General features: G+C 36.9%; 23 protein-coding genes and 1 pseudogene. 18 read left to right on the forward strand and 6 right to left on the reverse strand.

What is annotated here, in order from left to right; genetic code table 11:
* The first annotated feature begins 17 nt into the window (after positions 1 to 17).
* The 11 genes from H3T47_RS07225 (at position 18) to citX (ending at position 11,641) form a co-directional block, all read left to right on the forward strand.
* Positions 18 to 1,421 carry a class II fumarate hydratase gene (locus H3T47_RS07225; RefSeq protein ID WP_199283016.1) on the forward strand — a complete coding sequence of 468 codons (1,404 nt, stop codon included), beginning with the start codon at positions 18 to 20 and terminating at the stop codon, positions 1,419 to 1,421.
* Positions 1,422 to 1,451: 30 nt separating this feature from the next.
* Positions 1,452 to 2,846, forward strand: coding sequence for a flavocytochrome c (locus H3T47_RS07230; protein WP_199283017.1), 1,395 nt, complete (start codon positions 1,452 to 1,454; stop codon positions 2,844 to 2,846).
* A 408-nt stretch (positions 2,847 to 3,254) separates the two neighbouring features.
* Positions 3,255 to 4,184 carry an L-lactate dehydrogenase gene (locus tag H3T47_RS07235; RefSeq protein ID WP_199283018.1) on the forward strand — a complete coding sequence of 310 codons (930 nt, stop codon included), beginning with the start codon at positions 3,255 to 3,257 and terminating at the stop codon, positions 4,182 to 4,184.
* 20 nt (positions 4,185 to 4,204) lie between these two features.
* Positions 4,205 to 4,909, forward strand: coding sequence for an RraA family protein (locus H3T47_RS07240; RefSeq protein ID WP_199283019.1), 705 nt, complete (start codon positions 4,205 to 4,207; stop codon positions 4,907 to 4,909).
* Between the two features lie 18 nt (positions 4,910 to 4,927).
* The gene (locus tag H3T47_RS07245) at positions 4,928 to 6,394 is read left to right on the forward strand and encodes a DASS family sodium-coupled anion symporter (RefSeq protein ID WP_038522811.1); all 1,467 of its coding nucleotides are present in this window, start codon (positions 4,928 to 4,930) and stop codon (positions 6,392 to 6,394) included.
* Positions 6,395 to 7,189 (forward strand): alpha/beta fold hydrolase, encoded by a 795-nt coding sequence (locus H3T47_RS07250; protein ID WP_199283020.1) that lies wholly within the window; start codon positions 6,395 to 6,397, stop codon positions 7,187 to 7,189.
* A 20-nt stretch (positions 7,190 to 7,209) separates the two neighbouring features.
* The gene (gene citC / locus H3T47_RS07255) at positions 7,210 to 8,265 is read left to right on the forward strand and encodes a [citrate (pro-3S)-lyase] ligase (RefSeq protein WP_199283021.1); all 1,056 of its coding nucleotides are present in this window, start codon (positions 7,210 to 7,212) and stop codon (positions 8,263 to 8,265) included.
* Positions 8,255 to 8,551 carry a citrate lyase acyl carrier protein gene (citD, locus tag H3T47_RS07260; protein ID WP_199283022.1) on the forward strand — a complete coding sequence of 99 codons (297 nt, stop codon included), beginning with the start codon at positions 8,255 to 8,257 and terminating at the stop codon, positions 8,549 to 8,551. The genes citC and citD overlap by 11 nt, the downstream gene beginning before the upstream one ends.
* Positions 8,552 to 9,466: an aldolase/citrate lyase family protein gene (locus H3T47_RS07265; protein WP_046327174.1), complete on the forward strand. Its 915-nt coding sequence runs from the start codon at positions 8,552 to 8,554 to the stop codon at positions 9,464 to 9,466.
* Positions 9,456 to 10,994, forward strand: coding sequence for a citrate lyase subunit alpha (gene citF, locus H3T47_RS07270; protein WP_305067079.1), 1,539 nt, complete (start codon positions 9,456 to 9,458; stop codon positions 10,992 to 10,994). The genes H3T47_RS07265 and citF overlap by 11 nt, the downstream gene beginning before the upstream one ends.
* An 89-nt stretch (positions 10,995 to 11,083) precedes the next feature.
* On the forward strand, positions 11,084 to 11,641 hold the full coding sequence (citX, locus tag H3T47_RS07275) for a citrate lyase holo-[acyl-carrier protein] synthase (protein ID WP_199283024.1): 558 nt from the start codon (positions 11,084 to 11,086) through the stop codon (positions 11,639 to 11,641).
* Here citX and H3T47_RS07280 read toward each other — a convergent pair.
* Positions 11,638 to 12,582: a sugar-binding transcriptional regulator gene (locus H3T47_RS07280; RefSeq protein ID WP_199283025.1), complete on the reverse strand. Its 945-nt coding sequence runs from the start codon at positions 12,580 to 12,582 to the stop codon at positions 11,638 to 11,640. The two genes, citX and H3T47_RS07280, sit on opposite strands and share 4 nt — an antisense overlap.
* A gap of 131 nt (positions 12,583 to 12,713) precedes the next feature.
* On the reverse strand, positions 12,714 to 13,214 hold the full coding sequence (gene ybaK, locus H3T47_RS07285) for a Cys-tRNA(Pro) deacylase (RefSeq protein ID WP_199283026.1): 501 nt from the start codon (positions 13,212 to 13,214) through the stop codon (positions 12,714 to 12,716).
* 63 nt (positions 13,215 to 13,277) lie between these two features.
* On the opposite strand from ybaK, the gene prmA reads away from it, so the two are divergent.
* The 6 genes and pseudogenes from prmA to H3T47_RS07315 all read left to right on the forward strand — a co-directional run bounded on the left by prmA (position 13,278) and on the right by H3T47_RS07315 (position 21,338).
* Positions 13,278 to 14,222, forward strand: a complete 945-nt coding sequence (gene prmA / locus H3T47_RS07290) for a 50S ribosomal protein L11 methyltransferase (protein WP_199283027.1) — start codon at positions 13,278 to 13,280, stop codon at positions 14,220 to 14,222.
* 417 nt (positions 14,223 to 14,639) lie between these two features.
* On the forward strand, positions 14,640 to 16,880 hold the full coding sequence (locus tag H3T47_RS07295; protein WP_199283028.1) for a bifunctional (p)ppGpp synthetase/guanosine-3',5'-bis(diphosphate) 3'-pyrophosphohydrolase: 2,241 nt from the start codon (positions 14,640 to 14,642) through the stop codon (positions 16,878 to 16,880).
* Positions 16,880 to 17,317, forward strand: coding sequence for a D-aminoacyl-tRNA deacylase (gene dtd / locus H3T47_RS07300; protein ID WP_109918419.1), 438 nt, complete (start codon positions 16,880 to 16,882; stop codon positions 17,315 to 17,317). The genes H3T47_RS07295 and dtd overlap by 1 nt, the downstream gene beginning before the upstream one ends.
* Before the next feature lie 271 nt (positions 17,318 to 17,588).
* Positions 17,589 to 18,875: a histidine--tRNA ligase gene (gene hisS, locus H3T47_RS07305; RefSeq protein ID WP_199283029.1), complete on the forward strand. Its 1,287-nt coding sequence runs from the start codon at positions 17,589 to 17,591 to the stop codon at positions 18,873 to 18,875.
* A gap of 4 nt (positions 18,876 to 18,879) precedes the next feature.
* Complete coding sequence (aspS, locus tag H3T47_RS07310; protein ID WP_199283030.1) at positions 18,880 to 20,730, forward strand: aspartate--tRNA ligase; 1,851 nt, start codon at positions 18,880 to 18,882, stop codon at positions 20,728 to 20,730.
* Positions 20,731 to 20,837: 107 nt separating this feature from the next.
* Positions 20,838 to 21,338 (forward strand): annotated as a pseudogene (locus H3T47_RS07315) (NUDIX hydrolase).
* 44 nt (positions 21,339 to 21,382) lie between these two features.
* Here the strand turns inward: H3T47_RS07315 and tpx are convergent.
* On the reverse strand, positions 21,383 to 21,877 hold the full coding sequence (tpx, locus tag H3T47_RS07320; protein WP_199283031.1) for a thiol peroxidase: 495 nt from the start codon (positions 21,875 to 21,877) through the stop codon (positions 21,383 to 21,385).
* An 85-nt stretch (positions 21,878 to 21,962) separates the two neighbouring features.
* Positions 21,963 to 23,147, reverse strand: coding sequence for a pyridoxal phosphate-dependent aminotransferase (locus tag H3T47_RS07325; RefSeq protein ID WP_199283032.1), 1,185 nt, complete (start codon positions 23,145 to 23,147; stop codon positions 21,963 to 21,965).
* 145 nt (positions 23,148 to 23,292) lie between these two features.
* Between H3T47_RS07325 and msrB the strand changes: the two genes are divergently transcribed.
* Positions 23,293 to 23,724 (forward strand): peptide-methionine (R)-S-oxide reductase MsrB, encoded by a 432-nt coding sequence (msrB, locus tag H3T47_RS07330; protein ID WP_199283033.1) that lies wholly within the window; start codon positions 23,293 to 23,295, stop codon positions 23,722 to 23,724.
* 55 nt (positions 23,725 to 23,779) lie between these two features.
* Here the strand turns inward: msrB and H3T47_RS07335 are convergent, their stop codons facing one another.
* Entirely contained in the window at positions 23,780 to 24,658 is an 879-nt protein-coding gene (locus tag H3T47_RS07335) for a YitT family protein (RefSeq protein WP_199283034.1), read from the reverse strand.
* Between the two features lie 253 nt (positions 24,659 to 24,911).
* Complete coding sequence (gene msrA / locus H3T47_RS07340; RefSeq protein WP_046327162.1) at positions 24,912 to 25,448, reverse strand: peptide-methionine (S)-S-oxide reductase MsrA; 537 nt, start codon at positions 25,446 to 25,448, stop codon at positions 24,912 to 24,914.
* Positions 25,449 to 25,488 lie beyond the last annotated feature (40 nt).

Genomic DNA, 25,488 nt, shown 5'->3' on the forward strand with positions numbered 1-25,488 from the left:
TGAAAAGGAGATTTAGTATGAGTAAAGAAGAATACCGTGTTGAAAGTGATACAATTGGCCCTGTTAAAATTCCTAAAGACGCACTGTGGGGTCCTCAAACTGAAAGAAGTCGTAACAATTTTCCCAGTGGTGAATTAATGCCGCTTGCAATTATTCGTGCTTTTTTACATTTAAAAAAAGCTGCAGCTGAATCGAATGTAGAAGTCGGCGATGAACCAGTAGAAAAAGGGCAAGCTATTGTGGAAGCGATTGATCAACTATTAAAATTAGATGATCATGAATTGCGTCAAGATTTTCCTTTACACGTATTACAAACCGGCTCTGGTACTCAAAGCAATATGAACGTTAACGAAGTAGTAGCTAACCTAGCTAACAAGATGCATCCCAATTTGGATATTTTACCCAATGATGACGTTAACAGAGGACAATCTTCAAACGATACATATCCCACAGCAATGAATATTGTTGCAGTTGAAGCTTTAGATAAGCTTGAACCTGCCGTGCAACACTTAATTGACGAACTCAAAATTAAGCAGGACAAGTATTGGAAAACCGTCAAAGTTGGCCGTACTCATTTACAAGATGCTACTCCGATAACTTTCGGTCAAGAGGTTTCTGGCTATATTTCAGCTTTAAAACATGATTTATCTTATATCAAAGAACTTAAGCCGACATTATATGAACTAGCAATTGGTGGTACTGCTGTTGGGACAGGCCTCAATGCTGCACCGGGAATGACTGTCAAAATTGCTGACAAACTGTCTCAAGTCTATGGCCATGATTTTAAAGTTAATACCAATAAGTTTTGGGGGTTAGCTCACCATTCTGGCATAGATGTTGTCCATGGTGCTTTAAAAACCTTGGCTGCTGACATGTTCAAGATAGCTCAGGATATAAGATTCTTAGCATCAGGTCCCAGAGCAGGCTATCACGAACTTAATATCCCCGCTAATGAACCAGGTTCTTCGATTATGCCTGGCAAAGTAAATCCTACACAGGCTGAAGCGGTAACAATGGCCGCTGCGAAAGTCTTTGGCAATGACACTACAATTACTTTTGCCTGCTCACAAGGAAATTTTGAAATGAATGTCTACAAAACAGTTATGATCACCGCTTTTTTAGATTCATGTGATATTTTAACTGGAACTATTACAGGCTTTGCTGATAAAATGATTGCTGGTTTGACTGTTAATGCTACAAAAATGGACGATCTGCTTGAGAGTTCTTTGATGACAGTGACTGCCTTGTCACCTCATATTGGCTATCACGCAGCTGCTAAGATTGCACAGACTGCGGATAAAGAAGGAACAACGCTTAAAGAAGCAGCCCTCAAAAGTGGCAAATTAACTGAAAAGGAATATGATGAATGGATGGATTACATGGAGATGACCAATATATCTCAGACTAATCCTGAAAAATAAATCTTTTAAATTTCTGTAGAGGAGAAATCAATGGGTAAATTTGTTTTTACGCCTAATAAGGCTTCTGAAATACAAGAAAATTACGACGCAATTATAATCGGTGCAGGTGGTGCCGGCTTAACTGCAGCTATTCAGGCTCATGAATTAGGACTGAATGTTGCTGTCTTTGAAAAGAATTCTGATTTAGGTGGAAACACAAACAGGGCTTCTTCTGGAATGAATGCTTCTGAAAGTCTTGTTCAAATACAACAGGGAATTATAGATGATAAAGAAGATTTTTACCGTGAAACTCTCAAGGGTGGAGGAATGATGAATGACCGTGAACTTCTACGCTATTTTGTCGATCATTCTGCTCTTGCAATAGATTGGCTAAAAGATCACGGTATAGAGCTAACTAATTTAACTATTACTGGTGGAATGAGCAAAAAGAGAGCTCACCGTCCTGCTTCAATGGCACCGGTAGGTAATTATTTAGTAACTGGAGCTTTAAAGCAAATACAAGAAGATAAAATACCTGTTTTTAATAATGCAAAAGTAACTAAGCTTTTACAAGATAACAAACAGCAAGTAACTGGTGTTCAGGTTGATACTCTGAATGGACAAGTAAAAGTGAGTGCAAGCGCTATTCTTTTAGCTTCAGGTGGCTTTGGTTCATCTAAAGAATTAATCAAAAAATATCGTCCTGACCTTGTAAATTATAAGACTACTAATCAGCCCGGTGCTACTGGCGATGGTTTAAAGCTTGCTAGTCAAATTGATGCACAGCTGGAGCAAATGGACTTTATTCAAGTACATCCAACTGCACAAACTGATAGTGACCACGTCTACTTGATAGGAGAAGGCTTAAGAGGAGAAGGAGCTATCCTAGTTAACAAATCTGGTAAAAGATTCGTCAACGAGTTAAGTACACGTAAAATTGTTTCTGACGCAATTAGCAACTTAAATGAAAACGGCGCTTTTTTGATTTTCGATCAAGGTATTAGAAATAACTTTACTGCTGTTGAATTTTATGATCACGTAGGATTGGTTAGTCATGGAGAATCAATTTCTGATCTAGCTCAAAATATTGGTGTCACAGCTTCCAACTTGAACGAAACTATTACTAATTGGAATGAGTCTGTCACAAATAAAACAGATAAAGAATTTGGCAGATCAACGGGAATGGAGCATAAAATTGCGCAGGGACCATTCTTTGCAATTCATATTAACCCGGCCATTCACTATACTATGGGTGGTATCCATATAAGTCCCCAAACCGAAGTTTATGATACAGATGGCAACATAATTAAAGGCCTCTATGCTGCGGGAGAAGTTTCAGGTGGATTACATGGAAATAACCGAATTGGTGGCAACTCGATTGCTGAAACAGTCATTTTTGGTAGGCAAGCAGGAATACAAATGAGCAAGTTCGTCAAAAACCAATAACTATAATTTAACTAAATTAGTGTTTGAAAAAGAATTGTCAGCCATTGGCAATATTGTTAGGTATTTTGCTAGATTCCACTTTTGTAAGCTGTGGTTTTGCACTGATGTGTCTATTAAAATTATAGCTTTATATAAATAAGATTATATTTAATAAATTTTAAGTTCTTTGTCGTTTAGCAACGGCGAAGGGCTTTTTTTATTACTTTAGGTTCCTATATAAACGCTATTTCGAAAATACTAATTTTTACCTTATCGACAAACCGAATTTTAAATATGGGAGACTGCTTTTATTTTTTAAAAATTAAAAAAATAAATTATTTATTTTAAATATTGCAAATAGCAGAGATAAAATTTATAATATTGATGTAAGTGATTACATTTTTAAAAAATTCGAAAGGAAATGACTTAATGAATAAAAAAGTATTATTGGTTGGAGACGGAGCTGTAGGTTCAACTTTTGCAAACGATTTGCTACAACATACTAGTGTTGACGAGTTAGTAATCTGTGATGTGGTCAAAAAACGTCCGGTGGGAGATTCAATGGATTTGGAAGATATACTGCCTTTCACAGGCGAGTGTAATATTCATTCCGGTGAATACTCCGACGCAAAAGATGCTGCTGTGGTTGTGATTACAGCAGGCGTTCCTCGCAAGCCAGGAGAAAGTCGGCTTGATCTTGTGAATAAAAATGTTAGCATCTTGAAAAGTATCATTCAACCAGTAGTCGAATCTGGCTTTGATGGTATTTTCCTAGTTTCTGCTAATCCAGTTGATATATTGACAACTTTAACCCAAAAACTATCCGGCTTTCCTAAAAATAAAGTAATAGGTACGGGAACTTCGCTTGACACTGCTCGTTTAAAAGTAGACTTAGCTAAGAGATTAAATGTTCCTGTAGCTGAAATTAATTCTATGGTATTAGGCGAACATGGTGATACATCTTTTGAAAATTTTGATGAATCAACTGTTAGCGGTAAATCTCTAAAAGAATTTGCTAATATTGATGATCATATTCTGAATCAAGTGGAACTGAATATTCGTCAAAAAGGTGGAAAAATCATTGAAAATAAAGGTGCAACATTTTACGGCATTGCGATGATGTTAACGCAAATTGTTACTGCAATATTGACTAATCGTTCAATTGCTTTGCCTTTATCTGCACCAATTAATGGTGAGTATGGTATTAAGAGCAATCTTTATTTAGGCACTCCTGCAGTAATCGACGGGTCTGGAGTCAGTCAGGTGATTGAAACTGAACTTTCAGAACCTGAAAAGGCAAAGATGGTGAACTCGGCTACCAAAATGCAGGAAGTGCTAGATAATATCACTTTAGATTAATTAAAAAGAAGGCATAAATAATGCAGGTTGGAAAAAGAATTTTTTTACAAAGGAATCTTCCGCAAAAGGAATTAATTGCTGCATATAAAAAGCTGCCCTCATCAAATGTAGCTGACTGTATGAATAGGACAGGTGCAATGGCGCCCAGAATTAGACTGATGTCGCACCCACATGAAGAAATGTGTGGTCCGGCGTTCACAGTTCATAATCGTCCCGGTGATAACTTAACTATTTATGCGGCTTTAAAGTATTGCCACGAAGGCGACGTGGTTGTCATTGATAATGAAAATGACAATACTAGGGCGGTTATTGGTGAAGTAATGATGACATGGCTGCGCGATCAAAGACATGTAGCTGGTGTAGTTGTTGACGGACCTATACGAGACAGTGATAGTTTAAGCAACTGGGATTTGCCTATTTATGCTGTAAGTACAACTCCGGACGGTCCCTACAAGGAAGGTCCAGGAGAAATAAATGTACCGGTTTCTTGTGGTAACGTCAGTGTTAACCCCGGTGACGTCATTTTAGGTGACGCTGACGGTGTTATCAAAATCGCTTTGGAAGAAGCATCTGAATTGTTGCCGATTGTTCAGGAATTTCATGAAAAAGATGAAGCAAAAGCTGCTAGTTTTCATGATGGTTCAGGAAATATAGATTGGCTTGATGAGGAATTAAAGAATAAGAATTATGAAATTATCGACGATTTTTATCGTCCGGAAAATTAAAAATTATAGGTAATTACTATGAAAACACTTGAAAAAGTTAATTATAAGGGCTTTATTTTACCTTTAGTGATTGGCGTTATCCTTTGGTGCATCACGCCTTTGCGTCCGGCTGGCTTGTCTGCTCCCGCATGGGAGATGTTTGCCGTTTTTGTAGCAACTATTGTTGGCTGTATTACAAAGCCTTTGCCCATAGGCGGTACTACTTTGATTGGACTGATAGTGACAGTTTTAGTTGGTTTAGCTCCAATCAAAGATGTTGTAGATCCAAAAACTGGTAAAGTAACCACTGGTATTCTTAGCGCCTTTAGTAATTCTGCTTCTTGGCTAATTGCTATGGCTTTTATCATGGCATATGGTATTAGCAAAACTGGTTTAGGTAATCGGATAGCGTATTGGATGATTAAAAAATTTGGTAAGAAGTCCATTGGTATCGGCTATGCAATTACCGGTTTGGAATTAGTTTTAGGAGCTTTAATACCATCAAACAGTGCACGTACAGGTGGTGTAGTTTGGCCGGTGACTGAATCAATCTCTAAAGATTATGATTCTCATCCTAACGATCCTTCAAGAAAGAAAATCGGAGCATATCTTAGTTTTACCGCCTTCCATGCCAACATTCTGTCAACTGCTCTGTTTATTACAGGTGCTGCTCCTAATATGGTTGCTTCTCAAATGGCGGCACAGAAAAATTATAATATGACCTGGATCAGCTGGTTTACAGCAGCAATAGTTCCTGTTCTAGTTGCAACTATTATTATTCCGGTTGTGATTTATAAAATTTTTCCTCCAGAAATTAAAGAAACTCCCAATGCTAAAAAATGGGCCAGTGACCGTTTAGCAAAAATGGGACCAGTGACAAAGCCTGAAATGATTATGTCAATAGTATTTTTGCTGGCTATTATTTTATGGGTTTTATCCGGAATCTTCAAAATTCCTCAATTAGATTCTACTTTTGTAGCTTTTTTGGCTGTCGGCTTGTTGCTGCTAACAGGCGTCTTAACTATGAAAGATGCTTTAAACCAAACTGGAGCTTGGAACATTCTAATTTGGCTGTCGATTTTAATATTTATGGCAAGTAAACTTATTTCCTTTGGCTTCATTGATTGGTTCTCCAAGACTATTCAGACTAGTCTTCACGGAATAAGCTGGCAAATAGTTTTAGCTGTTTTAGTGATATTGATGTTTTACACCCACTACTTCTTTGCCAGTGGTACTGCACATATGACAGCATTATACCTGCCATTTTTATCTGTTGCTGTTGCTACAGGAGCTCCATTAGGATTATCAGCCATGCTCTTGGCGTTTACCGGGGCAATTAATGCTTCAACCACTCATTACGCTAACGGACCGGCCTCTATATTAGCTACAACTGGTTACATTAAGCAGAGTGAATGGTGGAAATATAACTTTATTTTAGGAATTCTCTATTTACTGATTTTCGGCGTAATAGGCACTTTATGGATGAAAGTTATTGGAATTTGGTAAATGCTTAAGGCAAACAATTTTATAACTAATGATGGTATTCGAATAACTTATTACGATACATTAAAAAGTGGTCAGCCTATTTTAGCTGTTCCTGGCATAGGTAGTTCTGCAACATTATGGCAAGAGGCTGTAAAGCTTTTCACAGAAGATTACCGCTTTATCATAATTGATCCTCGAAATCAGGGACGTTCTCAAAGAACGTTTAAGGGGCAACGTATTAGTCGCCATGCAGCTGATTTAGCTGAGCTCATTAGCAGATTAGATTTACAAAATATTATTGCTGTTGGTAATTCCATGGGAGCCGCAAACATTTGGGCTTATGTTTCACTATTCGGCTTTCAAAGATTGCAGGCAATTGTTGACTTAGATCAACCTCCCAAAATGATTCAAGACAGCACCTGGCACTATGGGTTTAAAGATCTAACTTGGAAAAATTATCCGGATTATTTAAAGGCAGATCTGGGCAATGGTATTTTTGCTCATATCAATGATGAGATGTTTAAAAAGGCCAAAATTGAAGCCCAAAAATATCCGTATAATGCTGAAGAAAATTATCTTTGTCGAATAGATCATGCTGAGCAGGATTGGCGGGACATTTTAATTAGCTTGAAAGTTCCTATGCTCGTTTTAGCAGGACAAAATTCACCCTTTTTTGATTATCATTTTGCCTATGCTATGAGGGAATTAAATCCTAAAATTTACACAGGAATAATAGCAAACTGTGGTCACTTAATTCAGGCGGAACAGCCTTTGAAAATGTATCAAGAAATTATGAAATTTTTGCAAGAATTTTAGCTAAAGTGAGAACCAAATAAATGGATAAGACTATAGACCTTAATTTAACTTTTCCGGACACGAAGGCCAGATGGGAAAATTTCTTAATTAATCGGGGTATTACAGATTTCAGCTCCCGCGAAGTTGCCGTCCTCGATCATACTGTTGGTTTAATAGATGAAGATGGCCATTTGGTTGGAACTGGTAGTATTGCGGGCAAAGTTCTTAAATATATAGCTGTGTCAAATGATAATTCTGTTCACGGGGCACGTTTTAATCAAATAGTTTCGGCTCTGCAAGAATACCTTTTTAGTCAGAAAATTTATCATTCATTCGTATTTACCAAAGCAAAATATTCTTCTAGTTTCGCCCATTTAGGTTTTAATGAATTGGCTCATACTGCTACTGCGGCCTTTTTAGAAAGTGGAACACCAAGTATTCAAGACTTTTTAGCAAAAATACCTAGAATTGAAAACCAAAATCAAAAAGAAGTTGCAGCAATTGTTATGAATGCTAATCCATTTACTTTGGGCCACCAAAAGTTAGTACAACTGGCAAGTAGTGAAAATGATTTAGTTTATGTTTTTGTAGTAGCTACAGATGCTTCTTTATTTAAAACATCAGAAAGAATAGATTTGGTAAAAAAAGGAACTGCCAACTTTAAAAACGTGGTGGTAGTTAGTGGTGGAGATTACCTAGTTTCACGCTCGACATTTCCAGCTTATTTTTTAAAGTCACCTGATGAACTAATTACAACGCAAACGGAGATTGACGCTTTAATTTTTAAAAATATTATTGCACCAAAATTAACTATTAAGAAACGTTATCTGGGTACTGAGCCATTTTCAAGGACAACTAATTTTTATAATCAAAGTTTACAAAAAATACTTAGTCCCAGTATTGCTGTTAAAATCGTGCAACGTTTTCGTGATAACGAAAAAATAATAACGGCAACTAGTGTGCGCCAATTGATCAAAAATAGTGATTTAAAAGATATTTCCACTCTAGTTCCACCAACTACAATGAATTTTATAAATGAAAATTATCAAATTTTACAAGAAAGAATCAAGAAAGGAATGAACATTGATGGAAATTAAAACTGTTGGAGTAGCAGGAACACTAGAATCTTCAGATATTCAGATAATGATCTCTGCTGGTCAAAATGGGATTGAAGTTGATCTGGATTCAGAGGTAGCTAAATCATACGGTGATCAAATTAAAAAAGTGATAACTGAAACACTTAATAAATTTGGTATTACTAGCGCAAAAGTTAAGGCTACTGACAAAGGAGCGCTCGACTGCGTGATTGCTGCAAGAACATTAGCAGCTGCTCAAAGAGCAACTGAAACTACTGATGCACCAAGATTGGAGGTATTGCAATAAATGACTTATGTTAAAAATCGTTTGCGTCGAACAATGATGTTTGTACCAGGTAATAATCCTGCAATGGTTAAAGACGCTGGCATTTATGGAGCGGACTCTATTATGCTGGATTTAGAAGATGCAGTTTCATTAACTGAAAAAGACGCAGCCAGAATGTTAGTATTTAAGGCTATTAAAACAGTTGACTTTGGCGGTGCTGAAATAGTCGTTAGAATTAATGGTCAAGACACTCCCTTTTATGACCAAGATGTCAAAGCTATGGTTCGCGCTGGAGTAGATGTTATTCGTCTTCCTAAAACTGAATCGGCCGCTATGATTAAAAAATTAGTGGCGGATATGGAAAAAGCGGAAGAAGAATACGGTATTCAAAAAGGCTCTATTGGTGTTATGGCAGCGATTGAGAGTGCAAAAGGTGTTCTCAATGCTCCAGAAATTGCAACTGCAACCCCGTTAATGATGGGCTTAGCTGTTTCCGGTGAAGACTATACTGCCGATATGCACACACACCGTTATCCAGATGGGCGTGAACTTGAATTTGCCCGCAACATGGTCTTGCAAGCCGCTAGAGCAGCCGATGTTTATGCCTTCGATACTGTATTTTCAAATATGAATGATACTGAAGGATTCTACCGCGAAACAAAATATATTTATGAACTTGGTTATGATGGCAAGTCTTTAGTTAATCCAAGACAAATACCTATGGTTAACAAGGTATTTAACCCTACTAAAGAAGAAATTGAAAATGCTCTTTCTGTCCAAAATGCTATTCAAGAAGCAAAGGCAAAAGGCTCAGGCGTTATTTCAATGAACGGTAAAATGGTCGACAAACCAGTTGTTGAGAAGGCTAACCGTGTTATTGAAACAGCTAAAGCATCGAATTTAATTGATGAGGAGGGTAATTACATTGGAGAATAAAGTAAAACGCAATTTGCCTGATGATTTGATGACAAAAATGAATCTTAAACCATTCGAATCTGTGGAAATAGGTAATCCTGAAGTAAAAAGAGTGGCTCCTAAAGTACAAGTTACTACGGGCGAATCAAAAGTGGTGGATTCTTTAGAAGATGTTATTAAGAAAACTCTAAAAGATGGTATGACTATTTCGTTCCACCATCATTTTAGAAATGGTGATTTTGCTTTTAATAAAGTAATGAATTTAATTATTAAAATGGGTTATCAAAACTTAACTTTAGCTCCATCTTCCTTAACTGGTGTTATGAATGACACTGTAATTGAAGCAATAAAAAAGGGTGTCATTACCAATATCACATCCTCTGGAATGAGAGGTAGTTTAGGTGATTTTGTTTCCCATGGTGGTCTGGAAAACCCAGTAATTTTCCGTTCTCATGGCAATAGGGCCCGTTCTATTGAAGAAGGGGAAATCAAAATTGACGTGGCATTTTTAGGAGTCCCAAATGCTGACCCGGCTGGTAATGCCAATGGTCAAGAAGGGGACGCAGTTTTTGGATCCTTAGGCTATGCTTTGGTTGATGCCCAATATGCGGACAAAGTTGTTCTACTCACAGATAATATTGTTGATTATCCGAATACGCCTGCCTCAATTAAACAAACTCAAGTCGATTATGTTGTGCAGGTTGATCAAATTGGTGATGCTGATAAGATTGGTTCAGGGGCAACTCGTTTCACCAAAGATCCTAAAGAACTGAAAATTGCACAAACTGTTAATCAGGTAATTACAAATTCACCATATTATAAACAAGGATTTTCTTTCCAAACCGGATCTGGTGGAGCTGCGTTGGCAGTGACCAGATACCTAAGAGAATCTATGCTAAAGGATGGGATTAAGGCATCATTCGCGCTAGGCGGTATAACTAAGCCTACGACTGATCTTCTTGAGGAAGGCCTGGTCAAGAAAATCATGGATGTTCAGGACTTTGACAAGGGTGCTGCAGCTTCAATGGCCCAAAATAAAAACCAACAGGAAATTGATGCTTCCTGGTACGCTGATCCTCATAATAAAGGAGCTGTAGTAAATAACTTAGATGTGGCTATTCTTTCAGCTTTGCAAATTGACACCAATTTTAACGTTAACGTAATGACAGGCTCCGATGGTGTTATTCGTGGTGCTATTGGTGGTCACCAGGATGCGGCTGCAGCAAAAATGACTATTATCACTGCTCCGCTAGTACGTGGACGCAATGCTACAGTAGTACCAGAAGTGGAAACAGTTGTTACACCAGGAGATTCAATTGATGTTTTAGTGACCGAAAGAGGAATTGCGATTAATCCCCGCCGTAAAGACTTAATAGCTGCTTTTGCTAAAGTTCCTGAGCTCAATATTGTTGACATCAAAGAACTGCAAGAAATGGCGCAAAAACAGGTTGGAATTCCCAAGCCTCTAGAATATACTGATCGTGTTGTTGCTTTAATTCAATATCGGGATGGCACTATTATTGATACAATTAAGCAAGTAAAAGATTAACTAATTATTTTAATAAAGTGTGAGAATGAGGCTAAGACTTGTTCTCACACTTTTTAGTTATAATATAAAAATAGAAAGAAGATGATAAAATGGTAAAAACAATATTTGCTGAAGGAGAACCACAGAGTATTACAGAGGTATTAGCAAATAAAGATGAAAGAGCAGAGTTGCAACAAACAACATTTCAAAAGTTTCCTGAATGTACGCTACTGGATGTTAAATTAAACATTCCTGGCCCTATCAAAAACAATCACTATTTAAAAGAAATTTTTGCTTCAGGTATTCTAAATTTGGAAGAAATTTTGCAAAATAGCCAGTTACCTTTTACTTTGTATAAACATTGGGAGAGAGCTACAGGTTCAGAAAATTTTTATCTTGTTAATGCTGATTATCGTTCCGTTAAACAAAAGGCAGTTGAATTTGAGAATAAGCAAAAAATTAATCGGTTATTTGATGCCGATGTATTAATTAGAAAACAAAAACAGGCAATATCCCGCAAAGATCTAGGCTTGCCTGTTCGCAAATGCTTTTTATGTTCAAAACCTGCTAAAGAATGCGCTCGTTCAAGAACACATTCAGTTGCAGATCTGCAAAATTATATTACTAGCTTATATAATGAGAAGTTCTGTAAAAAATCCGCCAATTAAAGTGCTTCGTTTTTGCGTAGAACTCTTTCAGCTATACCTGAAGTGGTTATTAAATGTGTTATTACGCCAGATCTGAGAGCCCCCAAAAGCGCATCTTCCTTAAACCGGTTTTTAACAATTACAAATCGATCAGGAACTGCTAAAATGTCTGAAAGACTGATGCCAGATATGTGGGGCTCAATAGGGCTATAAAAGCGACCTTTAATATCATACGGTCTGCCAAAAATAATCCCTGCTAACTGATTTTTTTTAATCCCTGTAAACAGCTTATCAGCGTAATGATCCATAAAAAATTGTCCAGATTCCAGCGATTGCATGGTACCGATGCTTGCAAACACCAGGTCAAGTTTTGAAAAATACTTTTCAATATATTGATAATAGGGCTCTTGCTGAATTTTTTTGACTAGTCCCGGATCAATGGCATAAAGAGGAGCGGGAAAAGTTAGACTTTTTGCATTAAATTTGTCAGCAGCATGTTGAATAAGTGGCTGCTTGCGTTTGCTAGCATTAACCACCTGACCCAATAGTTGAACAAATGTCAGGTCAGGGCGAGTTTCTGTTGAAAAATCATCAATAATATCCCTTAAAAGTGTTCCCCAAGTAAGACCAACAACATTGGCAGACGTAATATAATTTTGAATTTGTTTTGCCGCAAAATTGACAATCATTTCATTGTCTTGGTTTTTAGTGTCTTTTTCTTCTAAAATATAAACTTCTTTCAGATCAAAAAGGCTTTGGAATTTGCGTTCCAAATTTTGTGCTCGTTTGGGGCTTTGATAAATGCTAATCTTAACAATCCCTTTATTTTCAGCTTCTTCAATTGCCTTGGCTATCAGATAACGGGAAAGGTTATACTTCTTTGAGATTTCAGCAATATTCAGTTTGCTCAAGAAGTAGTCATGTGCAATATTTGCAAGCTGTTCATCTGTTAATAATGTCATTTATTTATTCCTATTCTGTCTACTTGGTATTTGTTTTAATTATATTAGAAAAAGCGCTTTATTACTATGACCAAAACAATATTTTAAAAGATAATAATTCTCAAAGGGAGTGTTATTGTCTAAATATTCTTTTATTCTAGCAAATCACCAAATTTGGCATTAGTTACTTTTTGCAAATCCTGCGGTTTTAAAAAAACGCTCCGGCCAACTTTACCACTCGAAACTGCAATTTCAGGTTCTTGCAGCATACTTTTATCAAGAAAAATAGGAATGTGGTGTTTAAAGTAAATCCCAATCGGAGTATTTGCACCATGAACATAGCCAGTTGTTTTTGCTAAATCTTTTAAAGGAAGCATTTCACACTTTTTATTTCCTGAAATTTTGGCCAATTTTTTCAAGCTTAAATGTTCAGTCACGGGGATTACACCAACAACAGTTGGAATTTTATTGCCAGAACACACGAGTGTTTTATAGACCAAATGTTCATTCTCGTTTAAAATGGATGTATCCATTTGGGCTACACCACCTGAATCTTCATGTGTAGCAAATTCTGCTTGTCGGTATGGAATCTTATCTCTATCCAATATTTTTTCTACTAGTGTTTTTTCAATCTTATTTTTCTTTTTTGACATTAATATCACCTTTTTAATGATAGCATTGATAAAAAGGAAAATAAAAAGGGAGTTAAAAAAATAATGAAATTATTAATTATTAAAATTGAAACCAGCCATGAAGTTGAAGATGCTTTAAATATATACAGTCAAGATGTATTGCACTGTTTAGGGACTGAATCACGCAAACGCTCTGATTTTGAGCAGGCTGGCTGGGAATCAGACTCCACGATTGTTAACCTCAGTGAGATAAACGACTTACCACAAGATTTACAATTTTTAGCATATTTTGATATTGAACAAGATAAAGCTGAACTGGTTGAAAAGTACCAGAAGAAATTAGCTGAGTTAAAAAGTTATGGCTTGCAAATTGGCAAAGCAAAAATAACCACTTCTTATATTAAAGACGAAGACTGGAACACAGTTTGGCAAAAATTTTATCATGTCATAAACTTTTCGCGGCATCTGGCAATTGTGCCAGAATGGGAAGATTATCAACCAGCTTTTAAAGATCAGCAGTTAATCAAACTTGATCCTGGTTTGGCATTTGGCACTGGCACACATAAGACAACGCAAATAGCATTAATGGGACTAGAACAAGCACTAACTGAGCCAAAAGCTGTCTGTGACGTGGGGACAGGTTCTGGTATTTTGGCCATTGCTTCTTCTTTATTGGGAGCCAGTTCTGTTGTGGCTACCGATATCTCGGATGAAGCTGTCACAGCGGCAAAAGAGAATATCGCTCTTAATCATTTGGCAAATATCAAGGTGGAAAAGGCTAGTTTGCTTAATGGTGTAGAAGGAAAATATGACATTATTATTGCTAATATTTTGGCGGAAATTCTGCTTGCGCTAATTCCTGAATTAAATGAACACTTAAATACAGGTGGTAAAGTGATTTTTTCGGGAATAGATTATACTCAGCTGGATAAAATCAAAGCCGCTTTGACAAAGCATGATTTTAAAATTGATTTGACAATCGAGCATGGGCGCTGGGTTGGATTAATTATAGAAAGAAAAGATAACTAAAAAGAGTTATAATAGATAATTAAATTAGTAAGGAATTAGTAAGTTGCTTGATAAACTAAAAAACATACCTTTAATTAGCAAATTAAATAGTTATAAGGTAATGCCAGTAATATGGTGGAGCATTTTAGTTGTTATCTTACCCCTTATTTTCAGTCTATTAAGAATAGGGACTATTTGGCGGGTAGGATTACTTTTTATACTCCTTAACAGTATAATCAGCTATCATATTGGTAAGTTGATTAAAACAATTAATCTTAAACATTACTGGCTGCTATTTATGCCAGGCTGTTTTTGCCTAATTGTTTTATTCAAATATGCTAATTATAACTTTTTATTTGGACTAATTTATCTTATTTTAGAGATTTTTGGTGTAATGGATAACCAAATATACGGGTAATATTAGAAGGGTCGGTTTATATGTCTAAGTACATTGAGATGACGCACGAGCAGGTGATAGATACCTGCAAGAAGTATATGAACGATAAGCAAATTGCTTTTGTTGAAGAAGCTTACGAATTTGCTAAAAATGCGCACAGTGAGCAAAAGAGAGCTTCCGGACAGCCTTATATTGTTCATCCCACTCAAGTTGCTGGAACTCTTGCCAAATTAAGTCTTGACCCTGATACTATAGCGGCAGGTTTTTTACATGATACTGTTGAAGATACACCAGTAACTAATGATGATATCAAAGAAAAGTTTGGTAAAGATGTAGCTTTTATTGTTGATGGCGTAACAAAACTAAATAAATATCAGTATAAGTCACACCAAGAATTTTTAGCTGAAAATCACAGGAAAATGTTGATCGCAATGGCTAAAGATATCCGTGTGATTATGGTCAAGTTGGCTGATAGACTGCACAATATGCATACTTTAGAACATTTGCGTCCTGATAAGCAGCGCCGAATTGCATCTGAAACAATGGATATTTATGCGCCTTTGGCGGATCGCTTAGGTATTGGTACGATCAAATGGGAACTTGAAGACATGAGTTTTCATTATTTGAACCCTAAAGCATATTATCGCATTGTTAATTTAATGAGTCTTAAACGTAGTCAAAGAGAAAATTATATCCAAGATGCAATTAAGACACTTAAAGACAGTTTAGATAGCTTAGGTATTAAATACGAGATATATGGTCGGCCAAAGCATATTTATTCCATTTACAAAAAAATGGTCAATAAGCATAAAGACTTTAATGAAATTTATGACTTGTTAGCCGTACGCGTGATAGTCAAAACGGTGAAAGATTGCTATGCGGTTTTAGGTGCTGTTCATACTAAATGGAAACCAATGCCAGGTCGTTTTAAAGATTATATTGCTGTACCTAAAGTAAATGGTTACCAGTCACTCCATACTACGATTATTGGCCCCGGAGGTCGACCGCTGGAAATTCAGATTAGAACTGAACAAATGCATGAAGTGGCTGAATACGGTGTGGCTGCCCACTGGGCTTATAAAAGAGGTAATTTCAAGGGCGTAGAGCAGACTAGCTCTAATGAAAAATTGGACATGGTCCGTGAAATTTTAGAATTAAAAGATGAAACTTCAGACGCCGATGAATTTATGAAAAGCGTTAAGAGTGAAATCTTTTCAGATCGGGTTTATGTCTTTACGCCTAAGGGTGAAGTTTACGAATTGCCCAAAGGCTCAGTGACTCTTGATTTTGCTTATGAAATTCATACTCAAGTCGGTAGTCATTCGGTTGGAGCCAAGGTAAATGGTAAATTGGTACCATTGGATTATAAACTTAAAAATGGCGACGTAATTGAAATCATGACCCAATCTAATGCCAGTCCTTCTCGTGATTGGGTGGACATGGTCAAAACTTCACGCGCCCGCAATAAAATTCGCCGTTACTTTAGAAACCAAGATCGTGACCACAGCATTGAGCAGGGTGAACAAATGGTTGCGGAGAAGCTCCGCGATCAAGGTCTTGCTCCTAAAGAGTTTATGTCAAAAGAGCATATTGAGCCGCTTTTAGACCAGCTAAATTACCACAACGCTGATGAAATGTATGCTTCAATTGGTTTCGGTGATCTTTCAGCTATTGGCGTGGTTAACAGATTAACAGCAGACTTGCGGCGTGAAGATGAAAGAAAAAAGCAAAAGCAGCTTGAAGAAGAAATATTAAATTCAGGTCAGAAATCTGTTTCGGAGCCTCAACCCCATAAAAAAGATTCTAAGGCAATGAAGATTAAGCACAAAAATGGGGTTATGATTCAAGGAATTAGTGACTTGATGCTTCATTTGGCTAAATGTTGTAACCCTGTTCCGGGCGACGAAATTGTGGGCTATGTGACTAAAGGACGAGGCGTTACAATTCATCGTGCAGATTGTCGCAATATAGTCAATAATGACGAAAGCAAGGGCAGGTTGATCGAAGTTCAGTGGGAAAACGTTGAAGAAAATAGTGCCCAAGCTTTTAACGCTAACATTGAAGTTTTTGGCTATAACAGAGGAAAACTGTTGACTGATGTCATTACCAAATTAAACACATTAACTCCTAATATCAATAATATTTCTGGTAAGGTTAATGAGGATAATATTGCTCACATTTACGCCACAGTAGCTGTTAATAATTCGGCGCAATTAGATGGTATTTTAACTAAGTTACGCGATATTCCGGATATATATCAAACAAGGAGAGCAGATAATTAATGCGGATTGTCATTCAAAGAGTAAATCATGCCAGCGTCAATATTGCTGGCAAGGTAGTAGGAGAAATTAACAAGGGATTGCTGCTTTTAGTCGGTTTAAAAGACGGAGACGATTCTGATGTGGTCAAAAAGGCGGCTGCAAAAATAGCCAAAATGCGCATTTTTGAAGATGAAGATGGCAAAACCAATTTGGCAATTAAAGATGTTGGCGGACAAATATTAAGCGTGAGCCAATTTACCTTGTTAGCTGATACTAAAAAAGGCAATAGACCAAGTTTCATTAAAGCTATGAAACCGCCAAAGTCTCAGGAATTATGGCAAGATTTTAACCAAGAACTCGTCAAACTAGGCTTAACAGTTGAAACTGGTGAATTTGGGGCTGATATGAAAGTAGATTTACAAAATGATGGACCATTCACGATAGTACTTGATTTGTAAAAAATAAGCCGCAATGCTAGTATAGGTTGACTTTTTGTCTTGAAAACTATAAGCTAAAAAAAGAATTATCAATGACAAAGACTGAAGTTTAGTATTTTTTATACAGAGACCGCTAATTACGCTGAAAAGGCGGAAAAAACTAACTGTGACCCCTTTACCAGATAATATTCGCTTCGCGAGCGTTATTCGCAGCAGGTAAAAGGTGGTACCGTGCTAATTCAGAGCGCCCTTGATTTATTCAAGGACGTTTTTTAATTAAAAGGATGATTAAATGAGAGTGCAAAGACCCAAAGGAACAGTTGACATTTTGCCAGATGAATCTGGTTCATGGGAAAAAGTAGAGCAGATTCTGCGTGATTTTTTTAAGCAGGCAAATTACCGGGAAATTCGGACACCAAGTTTTGAAAACTATAATGTTTTTTCACGTTCAAGCGGTGAAACGTCTGATGTAGTCGAAAAAGAAATGTATGATTTTAACGATAAAGGCGGCAGGCACATCGCTTTACGTCCTGAAGGGACTGCTGGCGTCGTTCGTGCTTATGTTGAAGATAAGCTCTATGCACCAGAGGTAGCCAAGCCGTTAAATGTTTATTACATAGAATCAACATTTCGTTATGAAAGACCTCAAGCTGGACGTCAACGGGAATTTCACCAAATTGGCATTGAAAGTTTCGGCTCAGCTAATCCGTTAGCAGATGTAGAAACAATAGTTTTAGCTCATGATCTTTTAGCCAAACTGGGTGTTAAGAACTACGAGTTGCACATTAACACTTTGGGTAATGCTCAGGTGCGCCAAGATTATCATGATGCATTGGTAAATTATTTTATGCCCGTTAGAGATCAACTTTCAGATGACTCTAAGAGACGTTTAGAGAAAAACCCTTTGCGTATTTTGGATTCTAAAGATGAACAAGATAAGAAGTTTTTGCCAAATGCACCTAAGATAGTTGATTATCTGGATGAAGAATCAAAGGGAAACTTTGATCAGATATTGACGATGCTTGATAAACTGGATATTAAATATGTGATTGATAATGATCTCGTTCGCGGCCTTGATTATTATACGGGTGTAATTTTTGAATTTATGGTCGAAGATAAAAGCATTTGGGAATCAGCATCAACCATTTTAGGTGGTGGACGCTATGATAATTTGGTTGAAGAATTTGACGGACCAAAAACTCCAGCTGTTGGTTTCGGTATAGGAGAAGAACGCTTAATGCTTGTCTTGCACAAGCAAAATCCTGCACTTTTTGAAGATCAAGGAATCGACTTCTTTATCACAAATATTGGTGAAGAAGCAGCAATAAAAGCAGTTGAAATTGCTCGTTTACTTCGCAGTCAGGGCTTGAAAGTGCAATACGATGTTGACCAGAAGAAATTGAAAGCACAATTTAAAAAAGCTGATAGAGCTGAAGCAAAATACGTGATCACATTGGGTGCCAAAGAAATGGCGACAGGAATACTGAATGTCAAAAGGCTTGCTGATGCAAAAACATTTAAGTTAGAATTAACTGATCTTGAAAATATGACTGCTGTCATGAAAAAATTGAAGGAATAATAAAATGGAACAAATGGAAAAAAGAACTGATTACTGTGGCAACATCACGACCGCTTACCTTAATCAAGAAGTAAATCTCTATGGTTGGGTTCAACGTGTACGTAATTTGGGTAACCTAGTATTCATTGATTTGCGCGATCGTGAAGGTATTGTTCAGGTAGTAGTAAATCATGACTCTGGTCAAAGCTTAATGGCAATGGCTGATTCTCTGGGAAACGAATATGTTATCCAAGTTAAGGGTAAGGTGGTTAAGCGTTCTAGCATTAATCCTGATATGAAAACGGGCGAAGTCGAAGTTGATGCTAAAGAAATCATAATTCTAAATAAATCGCAAAACCCTCCTTTTGAAATAAAAGATAATGTTGAAATAGCCGAACAGACCAGGCTAAAATACCGTTACTTAGATTTACGCAGGCCTGCATTACAAAAAGCAATTATTTTGCGTTCAAAAATATTACGCGCAACACATGAATTTTTTGATCAAAATGGTTTTATTGACATCGAGACTCCTATTTTAGGTAAGTCCTCCCCAGAAGGTGCCCGTGACTATTTAGTACCTTCAAGAATTTATCCAGGCAGCTTTTATGCTTTGCCACAATCACCGCAGCTTTTTAAGCAACTATTGATGGGTGCTGGCTTTGATAAATATTATCAATTAGCAAGATGCTTCCGTGATGAAGATTTGCGTGGTGACAGACAACCGGAATTTACTCAAATTGATATGGAAACTTCTTTTACTGATGAACAACAAGTACAAGATTATACCGAGGGCTTGCTGAAGAAAATCATGAAAGATGTCATGAATATTGATTTGAAAACACCAATTGCTCGTATATCTTGGACTGACGCTATGAATAAATATGGTACTGACAAGCCTGATACCCGGTTTGGAATGCTTATTCATGATTTAAGCAGCATTTTTAAAGACAGTGACTTCAAAGTCTTCTCTGGAGCAATCGCAGATGGCGGCTTTGTTAAAGGTATCGCGGTCAAAGATGGGGCAAACAAGTATTCTCGTAAGCAAATTGAGCAAAAACAAGACTATATCAAACGCTACCATGCAAAGGGCTTGGCCTGGGTCAAGTATGAAGATGGTGAATTTTCTGGACCTGTTTCCCGCTTTTTAACTGCTGAAAACAAGTCTGCTTTAATCGCTGAATTTGGTTTGCAGGGTGGAGAATTACTAGTATTTATTGCCGACAAATGGAAAGTCTGCTGTGATTCTCTTGATCATTTAAGACGGGAATTTGCAAAAGAAACCGCCATTATTCCTCAACATGAATTTGACTTTGTATGGGTAGTTGATTGGCCATTATTTGAATATGATGAGGGCTTTGGCAGATGGATTGCGGCGCACCATCCGTTTACAATGCCTGATGATGAAGGGATTAAATTACTAGATACTGATCCGCATAAGGCTCACGCCCGTAGTTATGATATAGTTATGAACGGGGATGAGCTTGGAGGTGGTTCTATTCGTATTCATAAGCGTTCCATTCAAGAAAAAATGCTTAAAGCACTGGGCTTTTCGAAAAAACGTGCTTATGAACAATTTGGCTACCTGCTTGACGCTCTAGACATGGGCTTTCCACCACACGCTGGTCTTGCTATTGGCCTTGATCGGTTTGCAATGCTTTTGGCTGAAAAAGATAATATTCGCGATGTTTTAGCCTTTCCGAAAAATGCCAACGCCTCAGAGCCGATGATGCATGCTCCAGCACCAGTGTCTGACCAACAACTTTCAGACTTGGGTATTGAAGTTGAAGAACAATATCAGGATAGTGTTGCCAAGATTGAAAACAATTTGAAGATTCAAGCTGAAAAAGATGCAGCAAGAAATACTACTTGGGATTAAAAATTGGCAAAATAAAAAAAGAAGCACGAAGTGTAAGTACTTCTGCTTCTTTTTTTCCATTTTACTATTTAATTATTGGTCAATATTTGTAGATAAAGGAGTAATGGATGACAGATAAATTTCATCGCGCGTTTGGTTGTTATGGTATTATTGGCAATTCAAACAGTTTAGTTGTAATTAAAAAGAATGGTGGCCCCTATATTAATCGCTTCGATCTGCCTGGAGGCAGTTTAGAAGACGGTGAAAAACTGCTCGAAGCTGTGAAAAGAGAAGTAAACGAAGAAACGGGGTTAGTCGTAGAGGATTGCGCTCAAATTGGCGTAACATCATTTGAATATCCCTGGGATTATCAGCAATGGCATTTCAACCAACATATTTGTGTTTTTTACCGCATCAATGAGGTTAAAGGTAACATAAAAACTGAAGTAGAGCAGTTTACTGGTCAAGATTCTTTAGGAGCACTTTCAGTTCCATAAAACAAATTGACTATTGCAAATTCTTCACCTTTAGTACTAAAAGCAAAAGAATTTTTATTAGAACCAGCTTCATTTGATTTAACCGACCAAACTTTTAAAACGTGGCAGGTTTTAGATAAACCAGTTTTTTAACAAAAAAAGCGACTAAGTTTTTACTTAATCGCTTTTTCGTTAAACTACTTTAAATCTTGTAAAAATGCTAATGCCTCTGCGTAGTTAGGCTCATTAGTTAATTCAGAAATTAATTCTCGGTATAAAACTTTCTTGTTTGTATCAACAATCCAAATGCTTCTAGAGTCAAATTTGGTATCTGCAATAAATAAGCCCATATTTTTACCAAAATCAAATTCTTCATCAGATAAAAGCTTCATTTTAGTAACATCTTCAGCAGCACACCAATTTTTTTGTTCTTCAGGTGTATTGGTAGAAATAGTATAGAAGTTAATATCTGCGAATTTGTCAACTTCGCTGTTAAAGTGTTTAGTAGAAATGCTGCAAACACTGGTATTAATATTTGGCACAACACTAATTAAAGTTGGTTTATCAATCAATTCGTCTACTGTGGCAAATGAACCGTCAGCCTGTTTTACCTTAAAGTTAGGCAATTGTTCACCAATTTTAGGTGGCTCTCCGTTAGTTGACAGTGGTTCGTTTTTCATTGTTACTTGCATAATTTAAACCTTTCTTTTATAAATAAAAATTTTTCCATAATCCAGTTTAAACTACAATTGTGTACAAGCCCAAGAAATTAGCTTTTTAATTATTTTCAGTGTATGAAGTAATACGTCTGATAGCTTCTTTAATATTTTCTTCAGAAGAAGCATAGGAAAAGCGGACATACCCTTGGCCACCTGCTCCAAAATAGCTGCCCGGTGTTGCGCCCACTTTGGCTTTTTCAGCTAGATCATTAGCAAAAGCCACATCGTCACAGCCGAACTTAGCTGGAATTTTGGCAAAAATGTAAAAAGCACCTTCAGGTGTAGCTAACGTATAACCGTTTTTCTCCAGACCCTCTTGTAAAATTTGCAAGCGCCGCTGGTATTTAGCACGCGCTGCAATATAGTCTTGTTCGCCGTTTTCCAAAGCTTCAGCCGCACCAATTTGGACATTATCAGTTACAGAAGAAATTAAAAATGAGTTAATTTTGATCATTGACTTCATTAATTCGGCTGGCCCGGCAATATAGCCGATTCGCCAACCAGTCATAGCAAAACTTTTGGATAATCCCGAAAGTAAAACTGTTCTTTCAGGAATGATTTGGGTCAATGAATAATGTATCTTATCACCATATATCAACTCTGCATAAATTTCGTCACTCACCGCAAACATGTCGTAGTCAGTAATGACTTGGGCTAATTCTGCTAAGTTTTCTTTAGAATAGACGCGTCCAGTAGGATTTGAAGGGTCAGTAATGACAACTGCCTTCGCTCCTTTGCCTTCATTTTCCAGTGTTTCCTTTAATTTGGCTGGCGTTAATAAAAAATTATCGGCAGAAGTATCTACCTGAATTGGAATGCCACCAGCCATCTCGATAATGCCAAAGTAAACTCCCCAAACCGGAGTAGGAACTATGATCTTCTCTCCTGGATTTAAAAGGGCCATGGCGGCAATGTTCAGGCCTTCGGAAACTCCAACAGTCGCACACAATTCGGTTGCAGGATCATAATTTACGCCTAAACTTTGGTTTAGATACTTGCTCACTGCTTTAAGGTACTTCTTTTTACCAGCTTCTGGGGCATAATGAGAATCATCATTAGTAATATCATTAATTGCCGCTTGTTTAATATGTTCAGGTGTATTTAAGTCTGGCTCTCCGATAGTTAATTTAATTATTCCTGGGATCGTAGAAATTCTTTGGTTAAAAGAGCGAATCGCAGAATTAGGCAAATTTTTGATTTTAGTATTTATTTTTGCATTTAAACTTTTTGCTAATTTTGGCATAAAAAGAACCTTCCTATTTTTATTGAAACCATATTATAACCCAGTATTAATCTGTTTGAAAATAAGAATAGCATTATTTTATTAAGTTTTATTTTAGTATGCTAATGCAAATTTTGTTATAGTTAAGAAAGGAGGGTGATGCAAAATGGACCAAAACAAAAAAGAGCAAAGATTAAAAGAGCTGACACCTGATCAATATCAAGTAACGCAACAGGCGGCAACTGATTATCCATTTAAAGGAAAATACGATGACTTTTACCAAAAAGGACTTTATGTAGATATAGTTTCCGGTGAACCTTTATTTTCTAGTGAAGATAAATATGATGCGGGTTGTGGTTGGCCTAGCTTTACCCGACCGATTAAGAAATTGGTTTATCATCGTGATCAATCACATAATATGGAAAGAACTGAGGTCAAGAGCCCAAATGCAGATTCGCATTTAGGGCACGTATTTGACGATGGACCAGCTGACCGGGGTGGATTGAGATATTGTATTAATTCTTCGTCTTTAGATTTTATCCCGTATGCAGACTTAGATAAAAGAGGCTACGGTGAATATAAAAAACTTTTTAAATAATAAAAATTATGTAAAAAGCATGACCCAAGAGGATCATGTTTTTTTGTGTTCTGATTTAGACAATTTCTTGTTCCTTAAAGCTGCCGTAAACACGCTCAACTTCGGTAACGCTCATGAAGGCGTAGGGATCGCTTTTTTTAACAATGTGGACTATATCGTACATATCATAACGGTCGATCACGGTGATTAGGACTTTTTTCTCGTTATGACTGTATGCGCCCTCAACATCATGAAAAATAGTAATACCGCGGTGCATTTTCTCTTGAATGCCATCTATAATAGCGTGGGGTTGTTCAGTCACGATCGTCACTTGCAGCTTTTGGTGCTGGGTGTAAACTGCATCAATTACTCGGCCATTAATAAAAATAGTTAAAGCCGAATATAAAGCTCGTGTCCATCCAAAAGCTAAACCGGCAGCCGCGATAATTAATAAGTTGATCAAAATGCTGATTTTGCCGTAACTTGTACCCGTTTTTCTCTGGATCACAATGCCAATAATGTCAAGTCCACCGGTAGAAATGCCATTTTTTAAAGCAAAACCAGTCCCGAGTCCATTAATCATTCCACCAAAAATAGCACAGACTAAAGGATCAATATGCATATTGACAGGTTGGATTACCCGCATCATAATTGATCCCAGTATAACCGTAATAATGGTAAAAAACGTAAATTTATGACCTATTTTCAGCCAAGCAAGCAATAATAGGGGCAAATTTAATACCAAATATAAAACAGAAGTTGGCAGTTCAACAGGTAAAAATCGTTCACTCAGGGTATTAATTAGCTGCGCAAATCCAGTGATTCCTGAAGAATACATGTGTCCCGGCGTCCAAAAGAAGTTCAGGGCAACGGCTACAGCCAACGAGTAGAAAAATGAAGCTGAAATTTTTGAAAGTAGATTATAACGTCGGTTAAAGGCATCAAGCTGATCCATTTATTTTTATCCTTTTATCAATTTATTTAATCTAGATGTCAGTCTAACAAATTAATCTGCTGTGTCCAATAAATAAATGAGAAATAAGTAATTTTCTGCAAACAAAAGCAATCAGTCGAAGACAGATTGCTTAATTAAATTATTAGACTTTTAGGTAACTTATTAATCGTGAAATCTGACAGGGATAATATTCAATTTAAAATATACTAACACAATCAGCACGATTTTTAAGCTAAATTCCTTGAAAATTGTTTTAATTTTGCCAGTGCTTTTTAATAAATTCCTCTCTACCACCTGATTCTTCAAGAGCATAGCGTCTTGGATTTTTCTTGTAAAAATCTTGGTGATAATCTTCTGCAGGGTAAAATGGCTTCGCTGGTTCAATTTTAGTAACTATTGGCTCATCAAATCTGCCACTATTTTGCAAAGCTGCTCTGGACTTTTCTGCTGCTTCTTTTTGCGCATCTGAATTATAAAAAATTACGGGACGATAATTATCACCACGATCTTGAAATTGCCCAGATGCGTCAGTCGGATCAGTTACTTGCCAATAATAGTCAAGCAACTTTTCATAAGGCATAACTTCAGGATTGTAAGTGATTTCTACTGCTTCAGTATGTCCCGTCATTCCTGTGCAGACCTGTTCATAGGTTGGATTAGGAACACTACCACCAGTGTAACCGGAAATCACCTTTTTAATTCCCGGTAAAGAGTCAAACGGTTTAACCATGCACCAAAAGCAACCACCGGCGAAAATAGCTGTATCTAATTTTTCTTTATTTTCATACATAAACTCTACACGCTTTCTATTGCTAGATCAGATTACTGTT

This window comes from Lactobacillus sp. W8093, assembly GCF_016100925.1.
GTDB classification, from domain to species: Bacteria; Bacillota; Bacilli; order Lactobacillales; family Lactobacillaceae; genus Lactobacillus; species Lactobacillus helsingborgensis.

What these genes read in the sequence shown, in the direction of transcription:
- H3T47_RS07250 (WP_199283020.1), top strand. Translation starts at nt 6,395, where the DNA reads ATGCTTAAGGCAAACAATTTTATAACTAATGATGGTATTCGAATAACT.
- msrB (WP_199283033.1), top strand. Translation starts at nt 23,293, where the DNA reads ATGGACCAAAACAAAAAAGAGCAAAGATTAAAAGAGCTGACACCTGAT.
- prmA (WP_199283027.1), top strand. Translation starts at nt 13,278, where the DNA reads ATGAAATTATTAATTATTAAAATTGAAACCAGCCATGAAGTTGAAGAT.
- dtd (WP_109918419.1), top strand. Translation starts at nt 16,880, where the DNA reads ATGCGGATTGTCATTCAAAGAGTAAATCATGCCAGCGTCAATATTGCT.
- H3T47_RS07230 (WP_199283017.1), top strand. Translation starts at nt 1,452, where the DNA reads ATGGGTAAATTTGTTTTTACGCCTAATAAGGCTTCTGAAATACAAGAA.
- hisS (WP_199283029.1), top strand. Translation starts at nt 17,589, where the DNA reads ATGAGAGTGCAAAGACCCAAAGGAACAGTTGACATTTTGCCAGATGAA.
- citC (WP_199283021.1), top strand. Translation starts at nt 7,210, where the DNA reads ATGGATAAGACTATAGACCTTAATTTAACTTTTCCGGACACGAAGGCC.
- msrA (WP_046327162.1), bottom strand. Translation starts at nt 25,448, where the DNA reads ATGTATGAAAATAAAGAAAAATTAGATACAGCTATTTTCGCCGGTGGT.
- H3T47_RS07235 (WP_199283018.1), top strand. Translation starts at nt 3,255, where the DNA reads ATGAATAAAAAAGTATTATTGGTTGGAGACGGAGCTGTAGGTTCAACT.
- H3T47_RS07335 (WP_199283034.1), bottom strand. Translation starts at nt 24,658, where the DNA reads ATGGATCAGCTTGATGCCTTTAACCGACGTTATAATCTACTTTCAAAA.
- H3T47_RS07265 (WP_046327174.1), top strand. Translation starts at nt 8,552, where the DNA reads ATGACTTATGTTAAAAATCGTTTGCGTCGAACAATGATGTTTGTACCA.
- H3T47_RS07225 (WP_199283016.1), top strand. Translation starts at nt 18, where the DNA reads ATGAGTAAAGAAGAATACCGTGTTGAAAGTGATACAATTGGCCCTGTT.
- H3T47_RS07240 (WP_199283019.1), top strand. Translation starts at nt 4,205, where the DNA reads ATGCAGGTTGGAAAAAGAATTTTTTTACAAAGGAATCTTCCGCAAAAG.
- tpx (WP_199283031.1), bottom strand. Translation starts at nt 21,877, where the DNA reads ATGCAAGTAACAATGAAAAACGAACCACTGTCAACTAACGGAGAGCCA.
- H3T47_RS07245 (WP_038522811.1), top strand. Translation starts at nt 4,928, where the DNA reads ATGAAAACACTTGAAAAAGTTAATTATAAGGGCTTTATTTTACCTTTA.
- citX (WP_199283024.1), top strand. Translation starts at nt 11,084, where the DNA reads ATGGTAAAAACAATATTTGCTGAAGGAGAACCACAGAGTATTACAGAG.
- aspS (WP_199283030.1), top strand. Translation starts at nt 18,880, where the DNA reads ATGGAACAAATGGAAAAAAGAACTGATTACTGTGGCAACATCACGACC.
- H3T47_RS07325 (WP_199283032.1), bottom strand. Translation starts at nt 23,147, where the DNA reads ATGCCAAAATTAGCAAAAAGTTTAAATGCAAAAATAAATACTAAAATC.
- H3T47_RS07280 (WP_199283025.1), bottom strand. Translation starts at nt 12,582, where the DNA reads ATGACATTATTAACAGATGAACAGCTTGCAAATATTGCACATGACTAC.
- H3T47_RS07295 (WP_199283028.1), top strand. Translation starts at nt 14,640, where the DNA reads ATGTCTAAGTACATTGAGATGACGCACGAGCAGGTGATAGATACCTGC.
- ybaK (WP_199283026.1), bottom strand. Translation starts at nt 13,214, where the DNA reads ATGTCAAAAAAGAAAAATAAGATTGAAAAAACACTAGTAGAAAAAATA.
- citD (WP_199283022.1), top strand. Translation starts at nt 8,255, where the DNA reads ATGGAAATTAAAACTGTTGGAGTAGCAGGAACACTAGAATCTTCAGAT.